Consider the following 15,032-nt stretch of genomic DNA (forward strand, 5'->3'; position numbering starts at 1 on the left):
GGGCCGCCGCGCCGCGCTCCTGACCTGCACATCCGCAGCGGCAACGGATCACCGGCGATGGTCGCCGTCTGGTTCGCATGGTGGTACCTCCGGCCCACCGAAACGGATACCCAGACGGAGGGGTGCAAGGTTCCAGAAGCGCAGGCCGCAGTCGGTGTCGCCGGCCGCGCTGCCGTACGGCGGCCGGACCCCGCACCAGGGTGGTGGATTCGTGGGTCAGTTCTGGCCGGGGCTTGCTACGGGTAGTCCTGCTTGCTTGGCGCATTCGAGCAGCCGCCGATCGTAGGTGACGAAGGCGGTGAGTGCCGCGCCGGACTCGTTGGTCAGCACTTGGGCGGTGGCCAGGTGGATGGCGTCGAGGCTGCGGAGCGTCGGCTCGGCGAACGCAGCTGCGGTCGCACGGATCGTGCTGTCGATCTCCAGTCGGAACAGCCGTCCGACGGCAGCCGGTACTCCGATCAAAGCTTGCGGAGCTGATCGGCGCAGCGCTCTGGGTACTTCCACCTCGACGAGAGCGGAGGAAACCAGCGGCACGTCGTCGTGCTTGTTGAGCCAGGAGACAAGGTCGGCGCTGCACATCTCCTGCCGAACCAGCTTGACGACGGCAGCTGAATCGAGATAGATCACCAGCGCTCCTCGTCACGCATCGCAGCGAGTGAGGCGGCCGCGTCCACACTCTCATCACCGAGCTTCGGCGGAAGTGGAACAGAGCCGCCGCCGGTGGGGGCGACGGCTCGCCCTGCCGCTACCAACTTGGCCAACACCGACCTGTCGTCGCCTACCGGAACAAGTCGGGCAATCGGGTGTCCGCGATCGGTAATCTCGACGGTCTCGCCGCCACTCACCCGAGCCAGCACCTGGCTCGTGTTCTGGTTCAACTCCCGGACACCGATGCGTTCCATGGACACAAGTGTAGAACTAAATGTTCTACGGTTCTAGCTCCTGGCGTCATCCGGGCTGCCTGTTCGCCGTCCAGAGAGGTCCACGGGTCTAGACCACGGCGACTGGCCGGCGGTTCGGTGGGTGGTGTCGGAATCATCGCGCACGACCCGAGGTCCGGGGGCCGGGCAAGTTCAGGGTTAGCGGATCGCCTGCGATCGTGGCGGCGCGGTTCGCATGGTGACACCTCCGGCCCACCATGGCCTTGACCTGCTCTTATATCGATGCGAATCGAACGGTGCGAACACCGCTCCTCGGCTACGCTGGCAGCTGAGGCCGTTATAGCATTGCTGCTATGACATGGGGTGCCGTCGAGTTGGAGCCGGAGGTCGAGAAGTGGCTGGAGAGTCTGCCGACCGCGCTGTTCGCCCGAGCGGCGTTCTACGTCGACCTGCTGGCGAGATGCATTGACGAGGCGCACCGCCTCGTGGAAGAGGAGGGGTAGGTCATGGGCGAGCGTGGCGATTGGGCCGCGATGCGGGAGCGGCGTATGGCTGAGCCTGGGGCGGCGGAGGCGTACGACGCGGCGCGGTTGGCGTTCGAGCTCGGCCGTGCGGTTCGCGAGCTTCGTGAACGCCGAGGTTGGAGTCAGGCGCAACTTGCTAAGGAATCCAGGATGACCCAGTCGGCGGTCGCGCGGTTCGAGGCCGGCGGCACCGTTCCGACCCTGCCGGTGTTGGAGCGGTTGGCGGCGTCCTTGAATGTGAGTCTCAGCGTGAGGTTCGAGCCACGCGATGCGGCGGCTTGAGTCGCCGACAACCGCTGATGCGGAGCTGGTGGCGCTCATCGCGTACCGCCTCGCGCCCGTGACCTGGTCAAACGGGCCAGTAGCGGGACGCCTGCGACCGTGATGTGCGGTGTTCGCGGCGACGCGTCCGGCCCACTTACGGCTGGCATCACGCGTCGATCGAGCGGGTCGGCTGAAACCGCAGCGTGACGGGACAGCGGCGGAACGTGTCATCACCGTATGTTCCCCGTATGGATGCCCTCGGCCGAATTCCTCGCGGTCTCGCTCGAGTTGTGGCCGGCCTGGCCCTGTTCGGCGACGATCGCCGCTTGGCGAGGTACGCGGACGTGTACGTTGCGTTCCACACGCCGGATGGTCGGCCGGCCGGGTTGTGGATGCTGAGGGCTCGTGGAATGGGCGTACCCGGTTAGGGGTGACACGTGGGGGCATCGGCGTTTCTTTACTGCTCGTGCAACCGGATCTGCTGGGGGCTCGGTAAGCCATTGAGCGAGCAGCCCGGCGGCACTGTTATCAGGTATGCCGGCAATCCTGGTCAGCCGGTCTTTTCGCAGTCCCGACTGCCGTCCAGCGCGTTGTGGAAGTTGCTTGCCGACCACGTCGGTCACCAGCTTCGGGTGGCTCACGACTGGGATCCCGAACTGCATCGTCAGATGGAGAGCGGTGTGCTGCCGGCCATGCTGGACGCGGACGGCGACTTGGGCATACCCCTTCCGGCCTACCTTGCCGGCTGGCCGGAGGACGGGTTCGCAGATTTTTTGTCCGCCGGCTTCGACGGCACCGACGAAGGGTTTCTGACCTGCGAAGGCTGCCCTGAGCGGCTGGCCCTCGGCCGGGCGCTGCGGGATCGCGCAGGTGCCCTGTTGCTGTTCCACGCGGGCGAACCGGGTGAGGTGGCCAATTCTCGGCAACCGGAGCTGAACGCGGCGGCTTGGCGCTTCCTGACCGTGCACTTCCAACATCCGCTGCGGGTCGTCGCGTATCCCGCTGGGGAGCGTGCTCCGGCCGACGGCTGTGTGACAGTCGGCGGTGGCGGGTCGGGCGGCATGTCGCTCACGGCGTACGTCGCCGGGTTCACCGGCTGATCTCGGGACAGACCTGCAAGCGGTCAGGGCGCGGCGGCGGAGTTGATGGCCTGCCCACTCGTTACCGGTGATGGTCGGCTCGCCAAAGCCAGCGGCGTCCGCTTTAGGTGATCATGCCACTGACCTGCATGTTTGTGGTTCAGGTGTACGCGCCCGAACCGGTACGCCCAATGGCAGCTTGTAGCGACCGCCTCAGGCGGCCCTGCCGGCCGCGCGGTCATCTCGCGGGGCGAAGCCCGTCGAAGACGATGTCGAGCACCCGGGCGAGTACCTGAGAATCGGAAGGGGTCTGCTCGGCCGCCCGGGCTATTCCGATCATCACCGTCAGCACCTCCGGTGTCCGTACGTCCTCGCGTACGGCTCCGGCGCGTTGTGCCCGGGTCAGGAGGGTGCTGACCGCCGCGCGGAGGTGGCTCGTCTCCTGCGGGTGCGTGCGCCCGATCGCCCCGACGTCGATGCCCGCGCCAGCCAGGACATCGGCGAAGGCGTGCTTGGCGATGGAGAGCTCGGTCAGGCGGACGAAGAATGCGAAGAACGCCGCACCCGCATCATCCGCTGTGGACAGTGTCTCGGCCTCGTCGACGAGTTGACGCACCCGCTGGGCGAAGACGGCCTGGACCAGTTCCTCCTTGGTGGGGAAGTGGCGGAAGACGGTGCCGATGGCGACCCCGGCCCGCCGGGCGACCTCCTCGGTGGACGCGGCAGGTCCGCCCTCGGCGAAAACCTCCTCCGCCGCCGCGAGGACCCGTTCCCGGTTCCGCCGCGCATCGGCGCGCAGGGGCTTGCCTGTGTGAGGTGTGTCGGCCACGCCAGCTCCGTTGACAAGTCGAGTCGTCACTCATATTTTCGTAGTCGAGTGATGACTCATGTTAGCCGGTGGGAAGGGGTTCGGCATGACCACGATCGTGATGACCGGGGGCACGTCAGGGATCGGCGAGGTCGCCGCGCGCAGGCTCGCGACCAGACCCGGTACGCGGGTGTTCGTCGGCGCGCGGGGTCGTCCCCCGCGAGGGCTGACGACGCTTCCGCTCGATCTCGCGAGCCTGGACAGCGTCCGGTCGTTCGCCCGGGCGGTCGGCGAGCAGGCCCCCGAGATCGACGCCCTGGTGCTCAACGCCGGCACCAGTCAGCCCGACGTGTACGGCCGGACGGTCGACGGCTTCGAGACGACTTTCGCGGTCAATCACCTCGCTCACTATCTGCTTCTGCGCCTGTTGCTGCCCCGCCTCGCGTACGGCGCGGACGTGATCCTGACAACCAGCGGGACGCACAACCCGGCCGAACAGACGATCCTCCCGCCGCCGCGGCATGCCGACGCGCGGCTGCTTGCGCACCCCGACGAGGATCCCGAACTCGATCGGCAGCCACGTACGGCCGCCGGTCGTGCCTACGCCACCTCGAAGCTGTGCGCGATCCTGACCGCGCGGGCGCTGGCGGCTCAGCCGGAGGCACGCGAACACGGCCTCTCGGTGGTCGCGTACGACCCGGGCCCGACGCCCGGCACTCGCCTCATGCGGGCGACGCCGCTCGCCCTGCGGGCCGTCTGGTGGCTGCTCGGGACGCCGCTGCGGCGCCTCGTGCCGCGCTTCAACAGCAAGGCGACGGCCGGCCGCACGCTTGCCGAACTCGCGCTCGGTGAGATCCGCCCACCCGCCGAAGCGATCCACGCGGCGCTCCGGCGCGGACGCCTGACCTGGCCGGCCCCGTCCGATCTGGCCCTCCGCGACGACCTCAGTGCCGACCTGTGGCACGACAGCGGCGTGCTTGTCGGTCTGCCAAGTCGCACGCGCTGACCGCCAGCGCAAGCGAAGGAGAAGCAATGAAGCTCGGACCACACCTGCACCGCATCGGCAACGATCTCGTGGCCGCTTATCTGGTCGTGACCGACGAGGGCGTGACAGTCATCGACGCGGGCCTCCCCGGGCACTGGCGGGAACTCACGGCCGAGCTTGCCGGACTCGGCCGATCGGTCGCCGACATCCGCGGCGTCATCCTCACCCACGGCGACACCGACCATCTCGGGTTCGCCGAGCGGCTCCGCCGCGATCACGGCGTGCCGGTGCACATCCACCAGGCCGACGCCGCCCGCGCCCGCGGCGAGGAGAAGGTGACCAACTCCTGGGGTCGATTCAGGATCACCGCCACCGCAAGCTTCCTCTGGTACGCCAGCCGCAAGGGTGTCCTCCGCCCGGTGCACCTCACCGAGGTGGTCGAGGTGCACGACGGTGACGTACTCGACCTGCCGGGGGCGCCGCGCATCCTCGGGCTCCCGGGTCACTCGCCGGGAAGCATCGCCATCCACGTGCCCGTCGCCAACGCCGTCTTCGTCGGCGACGGACTCACCACCCGGCACGTGCTCACCGGCGAGCGCGGCCCCCAGCCGGCGCCCTTCAGCGACGACCCGGAGCAGGCGCTCGTCTCGCTTGACCGGCTGGCTGAACTGCCCGCCACCTGGGTCCTACCCGGCCACGGCACGCCCTTCGACGGCGGACCGGCCGAAGCGATCCGGCGCATCCGGGCTGTCGCGGCTGGCCGGTCACCACACTGACGGGCGCGTCGACGCCGGTCGGACGTGCCCGTCACGCTCTCTTCCCCGTTCATGACGAACAGCAGGGGGGCTGGTCAGCGGTCAGCGGGACAGATCCGGCGATCTACCGCTGTCCGGAGGCCGGAGTAGATCACCAGCGCTTCTTGCCGCTCGTGCCGCAGTTCGTTCTGGAATTCCTCGGTATTCAGTGTTGCTATCTACTGGTACCTAGCGTTACTGTCTACCAGTAGTCAGCGTCGCTGGGTAGCGAGGAGAAGATGGCATGGGCAACCAGATGACGGAGATGCTGAAGGGCACCCTCGAAGGCATCGTCCTGGCGATCCTGGCCCGCGAGTCCGCGTACGGCTACGAGATCACCGCGTGGCTGCGGGACCGCGGATTCTCGGACATCGCCGAAGGCACCATCTACGCGTTGCTCGTCCGCGTCGAGCAACGCGGGTTCGTGGACGTGGAGAAGGTTCCCTCCGAAAAAGGGCCCCCGCGGAAGGTGTACTCGCTCAACGCGAAGGGGCGGGACCAGCTCGCCGAGTTCTGGCGGACGTGGAGCGTCCTCGCGGATCGCATCGAGCAACTCCGGCACAACGGCAACCAGCAGGACAAGGGAGCATGAGCATGGCCGCGAAGTGGATCGAGATGCTTGTCGGATCGCTCGAGCAGAAGAAGCAGTACCGGCAGAACATGGCTCGGATCGATGCCCTGCCGGAGCCCTATCGCGGCTCGGCCAAGGCGCTGCACAGGTACTTCATGTACCAGGGCGGCATCCTCGACGGCGACACGATCACCACGATGCTCGGCGACTTCGTCGACCTCTGGGAGCGTGCGGTCGCCGACGGAACGCCGGTCCGCGCGGTCGTCGGCGACGATCCGGTCGAGTTCGCCGAGACGTTCCTGCAGGCGTACGCCGGCAGGCAGTGGATCGACAAGGAGCGCGAGCGCCTCCGGAAGGCGATCGACGCCGCCGACGACAACAACGGAGAGGGGAAGGGGGCATGACCGTCGAGACGCGAGAGCCCGCGATCAGGGTGCGGGCCATCACGAAGTCCTACAAGGAGCTGCACGTGCTACGGGGCGTCGACTTCGACGTGGCGGCCGGGAGCATCTTCGCGCTGCTCGGCTCGAACGGCGCCGGAAAGACCACGCTGGTGCGGATCCTGTCGACGTTGCTGAAGCCCGACAGCGGCAGCGCGACAGTCCACGGCTTCGATGTCTCCTCGGCTCCGGCCGACGTACGCCTGTCGATAAGCCTGACCGGGCAGTTCGCCGCGGTCGACGGAGTGCTCACCGGCCGGGAGAACCTGACCCTGGTTGCGAAGCTCCGCCACCTGAAGGATCCGGGTGCGATCGCCGACGACCTGCTCGCCCGTTTCTCGCTCACTGATGCCGGGAACCGCCGGGCGGCGACGTACTCGGGCGGCATGCGGCGACGGCTGGACATCGCGATGAGCCTGGTCGGCAACCCACCTGTCGTATTCCTCGACGAACCGACCACAGGCCTCGACCCGCAGGCGCGCATCGAGGTCTGGCAGACGGTCAAGCAGCTCGCCCAGGGTGGCACGACCATCCTGCTGACCACCCAGTACCTCGACGAGGCCGAGCAGCTCGCCGACCGGATCGCGGTCCTGCACCAGGGCACGATCATCCAGCACGGCACCCTCGCCGAACTGAAGCAGCTCCTCCCGTCCGCCAAGGTCGAGTACGTCGAGAAGCAGCCGAGCCTTGAGGACGTCTTCCTCGCCCTCGTCGGCGCGACCAGTGACACCGCCGACAGAGCGGTCACGCCCGCAGGAGGGGAATCCCGATGACTGCCCACGTTCTCAGCGACACCGGAGCCCTCACCGGCCGCTCGCTGCGTCACATCCTCCGCAGCCCGGACACCATCATCACCACCGCGGTGACCCCGATCGCGCTGCTGCTGCTCTTCGTGTACGTGCTGGGCGGAGCCATAAACACCGGATCCGGCGAGTCGTACATCAACTACATGCTCCCGGGCATCCTGCTCATCACGATCGCGTCCGGCATCGCCTACACGGCGTACCGTCTGTTCCTCGACATGCAGGGCGGCGTCTTCGAGCGCTTCCAGTCGATGCCGATCTCGCGACCCGTCGTGCTCTGGGCGCACGTCCTGACCTCACTTGTCGCCAACCTGGCCTCGCTCGTGCTCGTCATAGGCGTCGCACTGATCATGGGATTCCGCACCGGCGCATCCATAGTCGACTGGCTCGCCGTCGCCGGCATCCTGAGCCTGTTCACCCTCGCCCTCAGCTGGCTCGCCGTGATGGCTGGCCTGTCGGCCAAGACCATCGACGGCGCCAGCGGCTTCAGCTACCCGCTGATCTTCCTGCCCTTCATCAGCTCGGCGTTCGTGCCCACCGACTCGATGCCCGGACCGGTCGCCTGGTTCGCCGAGAACCAGCCGGTGACGTCAATCGTGAACAGTCTCCGCGCACTCTTCGCACAGCAGCCTGTCGGCAACGACATCTGGGTCGCCCTCGGCTGGTGCGTCGGCCTGCTCGTGGTCGCCTACGTCGCCGCGACAGCGATCTACCGCAAGAAGATCAGCTAGCCCGACCGGAAGGAAGCAGCGCCGCATCCGTACGGGTGTGGCGCTGTTCTCCGCTGGGTCCGCACTCCACGAGATCGGGCCGACAACCGGCCGGCAGCATGCCCGGCGCTTCAGCGGTGCAGCGCGTCGTCGAAGACCAGGCGGTTCGCGCGGATGTACGTCGCGTCGTTGAGATACTGGGTGTGGTGTCCGTCCGCGAGGTGGCCGGCGAAGGCGGCGTTTCCGGCGGCTGCCTGGGCGTGCATGAAGTCGACGAGTGCGTGCAGTCGGGCGACTGTGACGTCGACCAGGCCGGCCCGGGCGGTGCCGTCGAGCCCGTAGCTGTCGCAGAACGTGCGGAGCCGGGCGCCCTGTTCCCCGGTGGTGCCGAAGCCGTCGGTGTTCCCCGGCGCGGTCATCGGCACCCATCGGTAGGCCGCGTAGGCGACATCCCAGACCCGGGGACCGGGCTGGGCGTGATCGAAGTCGATGATGCCCACCACCCGGTTGCCGTCCAGCACGCAGTTGTGCGGCGCGTAGTCACCGTGACAGATGACCTCCACCGGCTCGGTCGCCGGCACCTGCCAGCCGTCGCGTGGCGCCCGCCGCGCGTACTCGGCAGTCGCGTCGTGGTACGCCCTCAGCAGCCGTGCCGCACTTTCCAGCGCCTCCGTCGAGGCCGCTGCGGCGGTGGGTGGATAGTTCGACACCTCGCCGGGCAGGAAGTCGAGGATCTCGAAACCGGGCTCGCTGGTGTCGCGTATCCGGGGCGCCGCCGTGAAGCCCTCGGCGGCGAGCTGCCGCAGCAGTTCGTGGACCCGCGCGGACCAGGGGCCGGTGGGGCGGCGCACCGTGTCGCCGATCCGAACGACCTCGTTGACGCCACCGCCGGTCAGGATCTCCCGCTCGACCATCCGCCCCACTCCACTGCCACGCCGTCCGACAAGCCGACCCTGACCGTACGACGATACGAACCGGCTTCGGACTGTGGCGTGGCGGACCGGCTGGCGGGGACACCACGACTATACAAACAATCCATTGCGCAAATGACTGTTTGTGTTACCGTGGGGCATGTCCACCTCGCTGGCGGTACCCGCCCCGGAGCTCGACTCCGCCTTCGCCGCCCTGGGCGACCCCGTCCGGCGTGCCCTGGTGACCCGCCTCGCGCACGGTGACGCCACGGTGGGGGAGCTCGCGGAACCGTTCGACCTGACCCCACAGGCGATCTCGCACCATGTCGGGGTTCTGCGCCGGTGCGGTCTCATCGAGCAGCGGCGTGAGGGCACGAGGCGGCCCTGCCGGTTGAAGGTCGAGCACCTGTCGTTGCTCCGTACCTGGATCGACGACCAACGCCGGGTCTGGGACGACCGGCTCGACGCGCTTGAACGGCACCTCGTCGACCAGGACGTGGTCCGGTGACCGCCAGCTCCCAGCTTCGCGGCGACGAGCTGATCGCCAGCCGCCACCTCCCGGCCGACCCCGGACGCGTCTGGGCCGCCTTCACCTCACCGGCGGGCATCGCGGCGTTCTGGGGCGGCTCCCACGCCGTCGTGCCGCCCGAGTCCGTGCTCGTGGACCTGCGCCCCGGCGGGGAGTTCGCGCTCGACACCCGCGCACCGGACGGCGCCACCCGCCGACTCCGGTTCGTCTACGTGGGCGTCAGCGCACCGCACGAGCTCGTGTTCGACGAGCCGTTGACCGGGCTGCGGACAACCGTAAGCATCCGGCCCGCTGCCGGCGGCACGGATCTCACGGTGCACCAGCGCCGGCTGCCCGTCGAGCTGCGCACGACCCAGGCGGCCGAAGGGCTCGCCTCGATCCTCGACGCGCTGGCGGCCCACCTGCGACTCCACGATGTCACACCAGGACGGAGCACACGATGACCGGGCAGACCCAGCGCGACCTCGTCGCGGATTACTTCGAAGGATTCCGGACGAGTGACCATCGGCGCATCCTCGCCACCGTCACCGACGACGTCGAGTGGGTCATCCATGGCCATCGGACCACCCGAGGCAAGGCCGAGTTCGACAGCGAGATCGAGAATCCGGCGTTCGCCGGCAGCCCTGAACTCGACGTCCAGCGCGTGTTCGAGGACGGTCCGGTGGTCGTCACCACCGGCGAGGGGCGTGGGACGAGCGTCGAGCACGGACCGTTCCGGTTCGCCTTCAACGATCTGTTCACCTTCCGCGACGGGCTGATCGCCCGCGTCGACTCCTACGTCGTCCCACTGCCCTGACGGGCTGCCGGGCGTTCAGCCGAGTTGTTCGGGGCCGGTCAACGGCGTAGGTCCGCGTTGAGTCGGGCGGCCTGCCGCGTGAGATGGTCGATTTCGGGAAGGCTGGGCGCCAGTCGGGCGGCTTCGGCGTAGAGCCGCGCCGCAGTCGTCAGCTCACCGGCACGCTCGTGCAGATAGGCGGCGACAGCGCGGTGCCGGGGCAGCGCGGGGTCGAGTTCGGCCAGGGCGGCCAGGCCGGCCCGTGGCCCGTCGGCCTCGCCGACCGCGACAGCCCGGTTGAGGCGCGCCACCGGGCTGTCGGTGAGGCGCATCAGTTCGTCGTACCACTCGACGATCTGCACCCAGTCGGTCTCCGCTGCCGTGCGGGCGTCGGCATGCAGCGCGGCGATGGCGGCCTGGGCCTGGTACTCGCCCAGGCGGTCGCGGGCCAGCGCGTTCTGGAGCACCTGGACGCCCTCGGCGATGAGGCTGGTGTCCCAGCGGCTGCGGTCCTGTTCGGCAAGCGGCACCAGCCGGCCGCCGGCGGCGGTCCGAGCCGCCCGACGGGCGTGGTGGAGCAGCATGAGCGCGAGCAGGCCCGCCACCTCCTCGTGCCGGATCCTCGCCGCGAGCTGGCGGGTGAGCCGGATCGCCTCGGCGGCGAGGTCGACATCGCCCGAATAGCCCTCGTTGAAGACCAGGTAGAGCACGCGCAGCACGGTGGCGACGTCACCTGGCTGGTTGAACCGGACGCCCGAGACGGTCCGCTTGGCCCGGCTGATCCGCTGAGCCATCGTCGCCTCCGGCACCAGGTAGGCCCGGGCGATCTGCCGCGTGGTCAGGCCGCCCACCGCCCGCAGCGTCAGCGCGACCGCCGAGGCGGAGGTCAACGACGGGTGCGCGCACAGGAAGTACAGCGCGAGCGTGTCGTCCACCGGTTCGCCCGGGCCGGGCGGAGGCTCGACCTCCACGAGCGCCTCGCGCCGCCGCCGGGAGCTGTCCGCGCGGGCCGCGTCGAGGAACTTCCGCCAGGACACCGCGATCAGCCAGCCCTTGGGGTCGCGCGGCGGGTCGGTCGGCCATGCCCGGACGGCCTCGACGAGCGCGTCCTGCACGGCATCCTCGGCCGTCGCGAAGTCGACTCCGCGACGGACGAGGATGCCGATCACAGTGGGAGTAAGGGTCCGCAGGACGGCCTCATCCACCGTGCGTCACTCAGAGATGGTCGGCGGCACGGTCAGGAACGGTCGTACCTCGAGCCACTCGTGGAGCGGCTTACCGCCGGCACCCGGTGCTGCGGACAGCTCACCGGCCAGTTCCAGCGCCCGCTCGTAGGTCTCGACGTCGATCACCATCCAGCCGGCGATCAGATCCTTGGTCTCGGCGAACGGGCCGTCGGTGACCGGCGGTCGCCCCTCGCCGTCGTAGCGGACGAACGTTCCCTCCGGGGAGAGCGCCTGACCCTCGACGAACTCGCCGGTGCCTTCGAGTTGAGCCGCGAAGTCGCGCATGTACTGGACGTGGGCCGAGATCTCCTCGGGCGTCCACTTGTCCATCGGCACGTCGTGCAGCGGGGTCGGGCCGCCACGGTAGTGCTTGAGCAGCAGGTACTTGGCCATCGGATGCTCCTTGTCAGGTACGGGCCATTGTGGCCGCGTTCGCAGCGAGGACGGAGCCCGACCCGGCTTCTCGACATGTCGCCGGGAGAAGTTTCCGACCGGCCCCGGCGACAACGCGCTGTGGTCAGGCCGGTACCGCCGCCACCCCGGTCAGGCAGGCCAGCGCCCGGGCGCTGGCCGTCGACGTGGCGGGCAGCAGCGGCGGGCGGACGAGCGGCGTCGGGACACGTCCCTGGGCGTGCAGCACCGCCTTGACCACAGCGGGGTTGGGTTCGGCGAACAGCGCGGCCGAGAGGGTGGCGAGCCGGTGGCCGAGCGGCCGGGCCCGGGCGATGTCGCCGGACTGCCAGGCCGAGACCAGATCGGCGTAGTCGGCGGTGGCGAGGTGCGCGGAGGCGAGGATGCCGCCGGCCGCGCCGAGGGCCAGCAGCGGCGAGACGTACGCGTCCTCGCCGCACAGCACGGCGAAGCCGGGTGGCGGATCGGCGAGCAGCGCGATGGTGTCGGCGTCGATCCCGCCGACGGCGTGCTTGACGCCCACCAGGCCGGGCAGCCCGGCGAGACGGCGCAGGGTGCCGACGCCAAGCTGCTGTCCGGTGCGGTAGGGCACGTGGTACGCGACAAGCGGCACCGGGGAGTCCTCGGCCAACCTGGCGAAGTGCGCGAGCACGGCCTCCTCGCCGGGGCGGAGAAACGGCGGGACCAGGCAGAGCGCCGCGGTCACCCCGGGGCGCTCGGCGAGGGCCCGCAGCTCCGGTGCGGTGTGCGCGCCGACCAGGAGACCGGCCCGGTGTTCCCGGCAGGCCGCGGCGATCGTGTCGACCACCGTCTGCTGTTCGACGGCGCTGAGGGCGTGCGGCTCGGCTGTGGTGCCGAGGGCGACCAGCCCGACCGCGCCGGCCGCCAGCACCTCGTGGGCGAGGGCGCTGAGCGCATCGAGGGCGACAGCTCCGCTCTCGTCGAACGGCGTGATCATGGGTACGTAGAGCCCGGCAGGTGTCATGCTGCCAGCCTCCGACAGCAGAAGGTGAAGTACCAGTTCCGATTACTCACCGAATACGTAAGCTGAACTGATGCTTGACGTCCGTCGGCTCCGCCTGCTGCGGGATCTGTCCCACCTCGGCACCATCGCCGCCGTGGCGGAGGCGCACACCTACACCCCGTCCGCCGTCTCCCAGCAACTCGCCGCGCTGCAACGGCAGGCCGGCGTCGCGCTCCTGGAACGGGCCGGCCGACGGGTCACCCTGACCCCCACCGGGGAGGCGCTGGTCCGGCACGCCGAGGTCGTCCTCGCCGCGCTGGAGGCGGCGGACGCGACAGTGGCCGCCGCGCGGGGCGGGCTCTCCGGCACGGTACGCATCGGCGCGTACCCCAGTGCCGTGCGGACGCTGCTGCTGCCCGCCCTGGTCGCGCTCGGCCGTGACCACCCCGCGCTCGACCTGATGGTCACCGAGCTGGACCCGGTCGCGGTGCCCGACGCGCTGCGCGATCGCCGCCTCGACGTGGCGCTCGTGCATGACTACGACATCGTGCCGGTCGAGCCGGATCCGGCGCTGGACTCGGTGCCACTGCTTGACGAGACGGTGTACCTCGCCGTCGGGACGGACCGGCACCACACCGGCGACCCGATGCGGTCGGTACGCGACGCGGACTGGATCGTGGGCAGCCCGGGCACGCTCTGTCACGCGGTGACCCTGCACGCGTGTGAGCTGGCCGGCTTCCGCCCGACAGTGCGGCACCACGCGGACGACTTCACCGCCGTGCTCGCCCTGGTCGCCGCCGGTCAGGGCGTCGGTCTGGTGCCTCAACTGGCGCTCGGGCGGCCGTCCACCGGGGTGGCCCTGGTTCCCCTCACCATCCGACGCCGAACCCGGATCGCCTACCGGCAGGGTGCGGGTGGGCATCCCGCGGTGGCCGCGAGCGTCGCCGCGCTGCGGGCCGCCGCCCGGGACCTGCCCGGTGAGCACTCGGCCGGATCCTGAGCCGACGCCGCCGCCGTACCCGCCGCCGTACCCGCCGCCGTACCCGCCGTCGGTCCCCGCCCAGGTGTGCCTGGGCGGGGACCGCCGGGCTCAGACGCTCGACGAGAAGGTCGAGCTGAACGCGACGTCCTGCGGACGACCGGCGTTGCTGAAGCAGGCGACCGGCACCACCGCATCGCTGCCGAACTGCGCCCACAACTCCTGGAGGGTGCAGTACGAGGGGCCGTCACCGATCGCGGTCACCTGCGCGGTGGTGCTCTTCTCGTGCAGAGCCGGGAACTTGACGACGAAGGTGCCGGGGCCGGTGGGTCCGAAGCCGTTGGCGCCGACACCGAGCGGGTACGAGTAGTTCGTCGGGCCGCCGAACGGCGTCGAGAGGTACCCGAAGTGCTTCGGCGGGCCGAACGACGCGTAGACCGAGCGCTCCCGATGCAAGGACACGGTGAAGTCGCTGTTCATCAAGGCGCCGGTGACCGGGTTGTGGCAGGCGACGTAGACCACCGCGTCCGGGCCGGACGCACCCCAGCGGAGGATCTTGCATCGGCGCGGTTGTGCGTTCGGCTGTTGGGCGGTCACCTGCACGTTCCCGGACAGCACGCCGGGTGGCGCGCCTACCGCCGGAAAACGCACGTCGTAGATGCCCACCGCGACGTTGGCGACGGTGACGGGCGCGCCTGTCGAGTTGTACGACTGGGCGAGGACGTTCGACAACACCTGCGCCGAGGCGTACGCGCCGACGCCGGCAGGCAGGAGGCCCGAGCTGACCGTCCACAGCACCGTGAACGGGGTGTCGGCGGGGGTGCCGCCGGGTCGGAAGCACTGCACGTCGACGATCTCGTCGGCGCCCGAACTGCCCCACCGCACGAGCTGGCAGAAGCGGCCGTCCTTGGCCACGGCGGTGACGTGCGCGTTGCCACGGGAACCCAGGCCGATGCCCGGGAACCGGACCAGGAACCGGCCGGGGGCCACCTTGCCGCCGGTGGCCGTCGGCCCTGGTGCCCAGCTGCCGAACTGGTAGGCCGCGGGCAACGGCGTCCAGATCGGCGCCGTCGGATCGTCGACGTACGCGAACCCGAAGCGGTCGGCGGTGGCGGCTGCGGCAGGTGCGCCCGGGATCGACAGCGTCGCGGCCAGCACCACGGCGATGGCGGCGGAGAGGGGACGGAGACGGAGAGACATGGTCCACCCCTATCGGCAGTGATCGATGCTTATTGCCACTGTTCCGGGTGCCGGTCAAGGTCACAGTCGGCTTGCCTACAACCGGCGGACGGGTGTCCGGCACCCGCGCGGTCGACCTGCCGACACCCGTCGCCGGGGTGGGGATCGCTCAGCCGGTGAAGGGTTCGGGTCCGAACCG

At 69.7% G+C, this 15,032-nt stretch carries 21 protein-coding genes and 1 pseudogene; 14 read left to right on the plus strand and 8 right to left on the minus strand.

The window, feature by feature from the left end; translation table 11 throughout:
• Positions 1-216: 216 nt before the first annotated feature.
• Positions 217-627 carry a type II toxin-antitoxin system VapC family toxin gene (locus Van01_RS12020; RefSeq protein ID WP_204005845.1) on the minus strand — a complete coding sequence of 137 codons (411 nt, stop codon included), beginning with the start codon at positions 625-627 and terminating at the stop codon, positions 217-219.
• Complete coding sequence (locus Van01_RS12025) at positions 624-902, minus strand: type II toxin-antitoxin system Phd/YefM family antitoxin (protein WP_204005847.1); 279 nt, start codon at positions 900-902, stop codon at positions 624-626. Before Van01_RS12025 ends, Van01_RS12020 begins: the two co-directional genes overlap by 4 nt.
• A 332-nt stretch (positions 903-1,234) precedes the next feature.
• On the opposite strand from Van01_RS12025, the gene Van01_RS12030 reads away from it, so the two are divergent.
• From Van01_RS12030 to Van01_RS12045, 4 genes and pseudogenes are all read left to right on the plus strand, one after another.
• The gene (locus Van01_RS12030) at positions 1,235-1,384 is read left to right on the plus strand and encodes a hypothetical protein (RefSeq protein ID WP_204005849.1); all 150 of its coding nucleotides are present in this window, start codon (positions 1,235-1,237) and stop codon (positions 1,382-1,384) included.
• Between the two features lie 3 nt (positions 1,385-1,387).
• Positions 1,388-1,687, plus strand: coding sequence for a helix-turn-helix domain-containing protein (locus Van01_RS12035; protein WP_204005851.1), 300 nt, complete (start codon positions 1,388-1,390; stop codon positions 1,685-1,687).
• A gap of 419 nt (positions 1,688-2,106) precedes the next feature.
• On the plus strand, positions 2,107-2,769 hold the full coding sequence (locus Van01_RS12040; RefSeq protein WP_204005853.1) for a hypothetical protein: 663 nt from the start codon (positions 2,107-2,109) through the stop codon (positions 2,767-2,769).
• Positions 2,770-2,799: 30 nt separating this feature from the next.
• Positions 2,800-2,880, plus strand: a pseudogene (locus Van01_RS12045) (VapC toxin family PIN domain ribonuclease); the annotation flags it as partial.
• Between the two features lie 106 nt (positions 2,881-2,986).
• Here the strand turns inward: Van01_RS12045 and Van01_RS12050 are convergent.
• Positions 2,987-3,577, minus strand: coding sequence for an SbtR family transcriptional regulator (locus Van01_RS12050; protein ID WP_204005855.1), 591 nt, complete (start codon positions 3,575-3,577; stop codon positions 2,987-2,989).
• A gap of 85 nt (positions 3,578-3,662) precedes the next feature.
• Here Van01_RS12050 and Van01_RS12055 point away from each other — a divergent pair, with 85 nt between their 5' ends.
• From Van01_RS12055 to Van01_RS12080, 6 genes are all read left to right on the plus strand, one after another.
• On the plus strand, positions 3,663-4,562 hold the full coding sequence (locus tag Van01_RS12055; protein ID WP_204005864.1) for an SDR family NAD(P)-dependent oxidoreductase: 900 nt from the start codon (positions 3,663-3,665) through the stop codon (positions 4,560-4,562).
• Between the two features lie 26 nt (positions 4,563-4,588).
• Positions 4,589-5,317 (plus strand): MBL fold metallo-hydrolase, encoded by a 729-nt coding sequence (locus Van01_RS12060; protein ID WP_204005866.1) that lies wholly within the window; start codon positions 4,589-4,591, stop codon positions 5,315-5,317.
• 262 nt (positions 5,318-5,579) lie between these two features.
• On the plus strand, positions 5,580-5,927 hold the full coding sequence (locus Van01_RS12065) for a PadR family transcriptional regulator (RefSeq protein WP_204005867.1): 348 nt from the start codon (positions 5,580-5,582) through the stop codon (positions 5,925-5,927).
• Positions 5,928-5,929: 2 nt separating this feature from the next.
• The gene (locus tag Van01_RS12070) at positions 5,930-6,310 is read left to right on the plus strand and encodes a DUF1048 domain-containing protein (RefSeq protein ID WP_204005869.1); all 381 of its coding nucleotides are present in this window, start codon (positions 5,930-5,932) and stop codon (positions 6,308-6,310) included.
• Positions 6,307-7,119 carry an ABC transporter ATP-binding protein gene (locus tag Van01_RS12075; RefSeq protein ID WP_204005871.1) on the plus strand — a complete coding sequence of 271 codons (813 nt, stop codon included), beginning with the start codon at positions 6,307-6,309 and terminating at the stop codon, positions 7,117-7,119. Before Van01_RS12070 ends, Van01_RS12075 begins: the two co-directional genes overlap by 4 nt.
• A complete protein-coding gene (locus Van01_RS12080) occupies positions 7,116-7,880 on the plus strand; it encodes an ABC transporter permease (RefSeq protein WP_204005873.1) in 765 nt (254 codons plus the stop codon). The genes Van01_RS12075 and Van01_RS12080 overlap by 4 nt, the downstream gene beginning before the upstream one ends.
• 110 nt (positions 7,881-7,990) lie before the next feature.
• Here the strand turns inward: Van01_RS12080 and Van01_RS12085 are convergent, their stop codons facing one another.
• Positions 7,991-8,773, minus strand: a complete 783-nt coding sequence (locus Van01_RS12085; RefSeq protein WP_204005875.1) for an aminoglycoside phosphotransferase family protein — start codon at positions 8,771-8,773, stop codon at positions 7,991-7,993.
• A 157-nt stretch (positions 8,774-8,930) separates the two neighbouring features.
• Between Van01_RS12085 and Van01_RS12090 the strand changes: the two genes are divergently transcribed.
• The 3 genes from Van01_RS12090 to Van01_RS12100 are packed head-to-tail and all read left to right on the plus strand — an operon-like array spanning position 8,931 to position 10,095.
• Complete coding sequence (locus tag Van01_RS12090; protein WP_204005877.1) at positions 8,931-9,278, plus strand: ArsR/SmtB family transcription factor; 348 nt, start codon at positions 8,931-8,933, stop codon at positions 9,276-9,278.
• Complete coding sequence (locus Van01_RS12095; protein ID WP_204005879.1) at positions 9,275-9,742, plus strand: SRPBCC family protein; 468 nt, start codon at positions 9,275-9,277, stop codon at positions 9,740-9,742. Before Van01_RS12090 ends, Van01_RS12095 begins: the two co-directional genes overlap by 4 nt.
• Entirely contained in the window at positions 9,739-10,095 is a 357-nt protein-coding gene (locus tag Van01_RS12100) for a nuclear transport factor 2 family protein (protein WP_204005881.1), read from the plus strand. Before Van01_RS12095 ends, Van01_RS12100 begins: the two co-directional genes overlap by 4 nt.
• 38 nt (positions 10,096-10,133) lie before the next feature.
• Here the strand turns inward: Van01_RS12100 and Van01_RS12105 are convergent, their stop codons facing one another.
• The 3 genes from Van01_RS12105 to Van01_RS12115 form a co-directional block, all read right to left on the minus strand.
• A complete protein-coding gene (locus tag Van01_RS12105) occupies positions 10,134-11,279 on the minus strand; it encodes an RNA polymerase sigma factor (protein ID WP_204005883.1) in 1,146 nt (381 codons plus the stop codon).
• 6 nt (positions 11,280-11,285) lie between these two features.
• On the minus strand, positions 11,286-11,693 hold the full coding sequence (locus Van01_RS12110) for a YciI family protein (RefSeq protein WP_204005885.1): 408 nt from the start codon (positions 11,691-11,693) through the stop codon (positions 11,286-11,288).
• A gap of 124 nt (positions 11,694-11,817) precedes the next feature.
• Complete coding sequence (locus Van01_RS12115; protein WP_204005893.1) at positions 11,818-12,696, minus strand: dihydrodipicolinate synthase family protein; 879 nt, start codon at positions 12,694-12,696, stop codon at positions 11,818-11,820.
• 70 nt (positions 12,697-12,766) lie between these two features.
• Here Van01_RS12115 and Van01_RS12120 point away from each other — a divergent pair, with 70 nt between their 5' ends.
• Positions 12,767-13,675, plus strand: coding sequence for a LysR family transcriptional regulator (locus Van01_RS12120; RefSeq protein ID WP_204005902.1), 909 nt, complete (start codon positions 12,767-12,769; stop codon positions 13,673-13,675).
• Between the two features lie 90 nt (positions 13,676-13,765).
• Here the strand turns inward: Van01_RS12120 and Van01_RS12125 are convergent, their stop codons facing one another.
• The gene (locus Van01_RS12125; RefSeq protein WP_204005904.1) at positions 13,766-14,854 is read right to left on the minus strand and encodes a hypothetical protein; all 1,089 of its coding nucleotides are present in this window, start codon (positions 14,852-14,854) and stop codon (positions 13,766-13,768) included.
• Positions 14,855-15,032: the final 178 nt, after the last annotated feature.

The organism is Micromonospora andamanensis (assembly GCF_016863495.1).
In the GTDB taxonomy this organism is placed as follows: domain Bacteria; phylum Actinomycetota; class Actinomycetes; order Mycobacteriales; family Micromonosporaceae; genus Micromonospora; species Micromonospora andamanensis.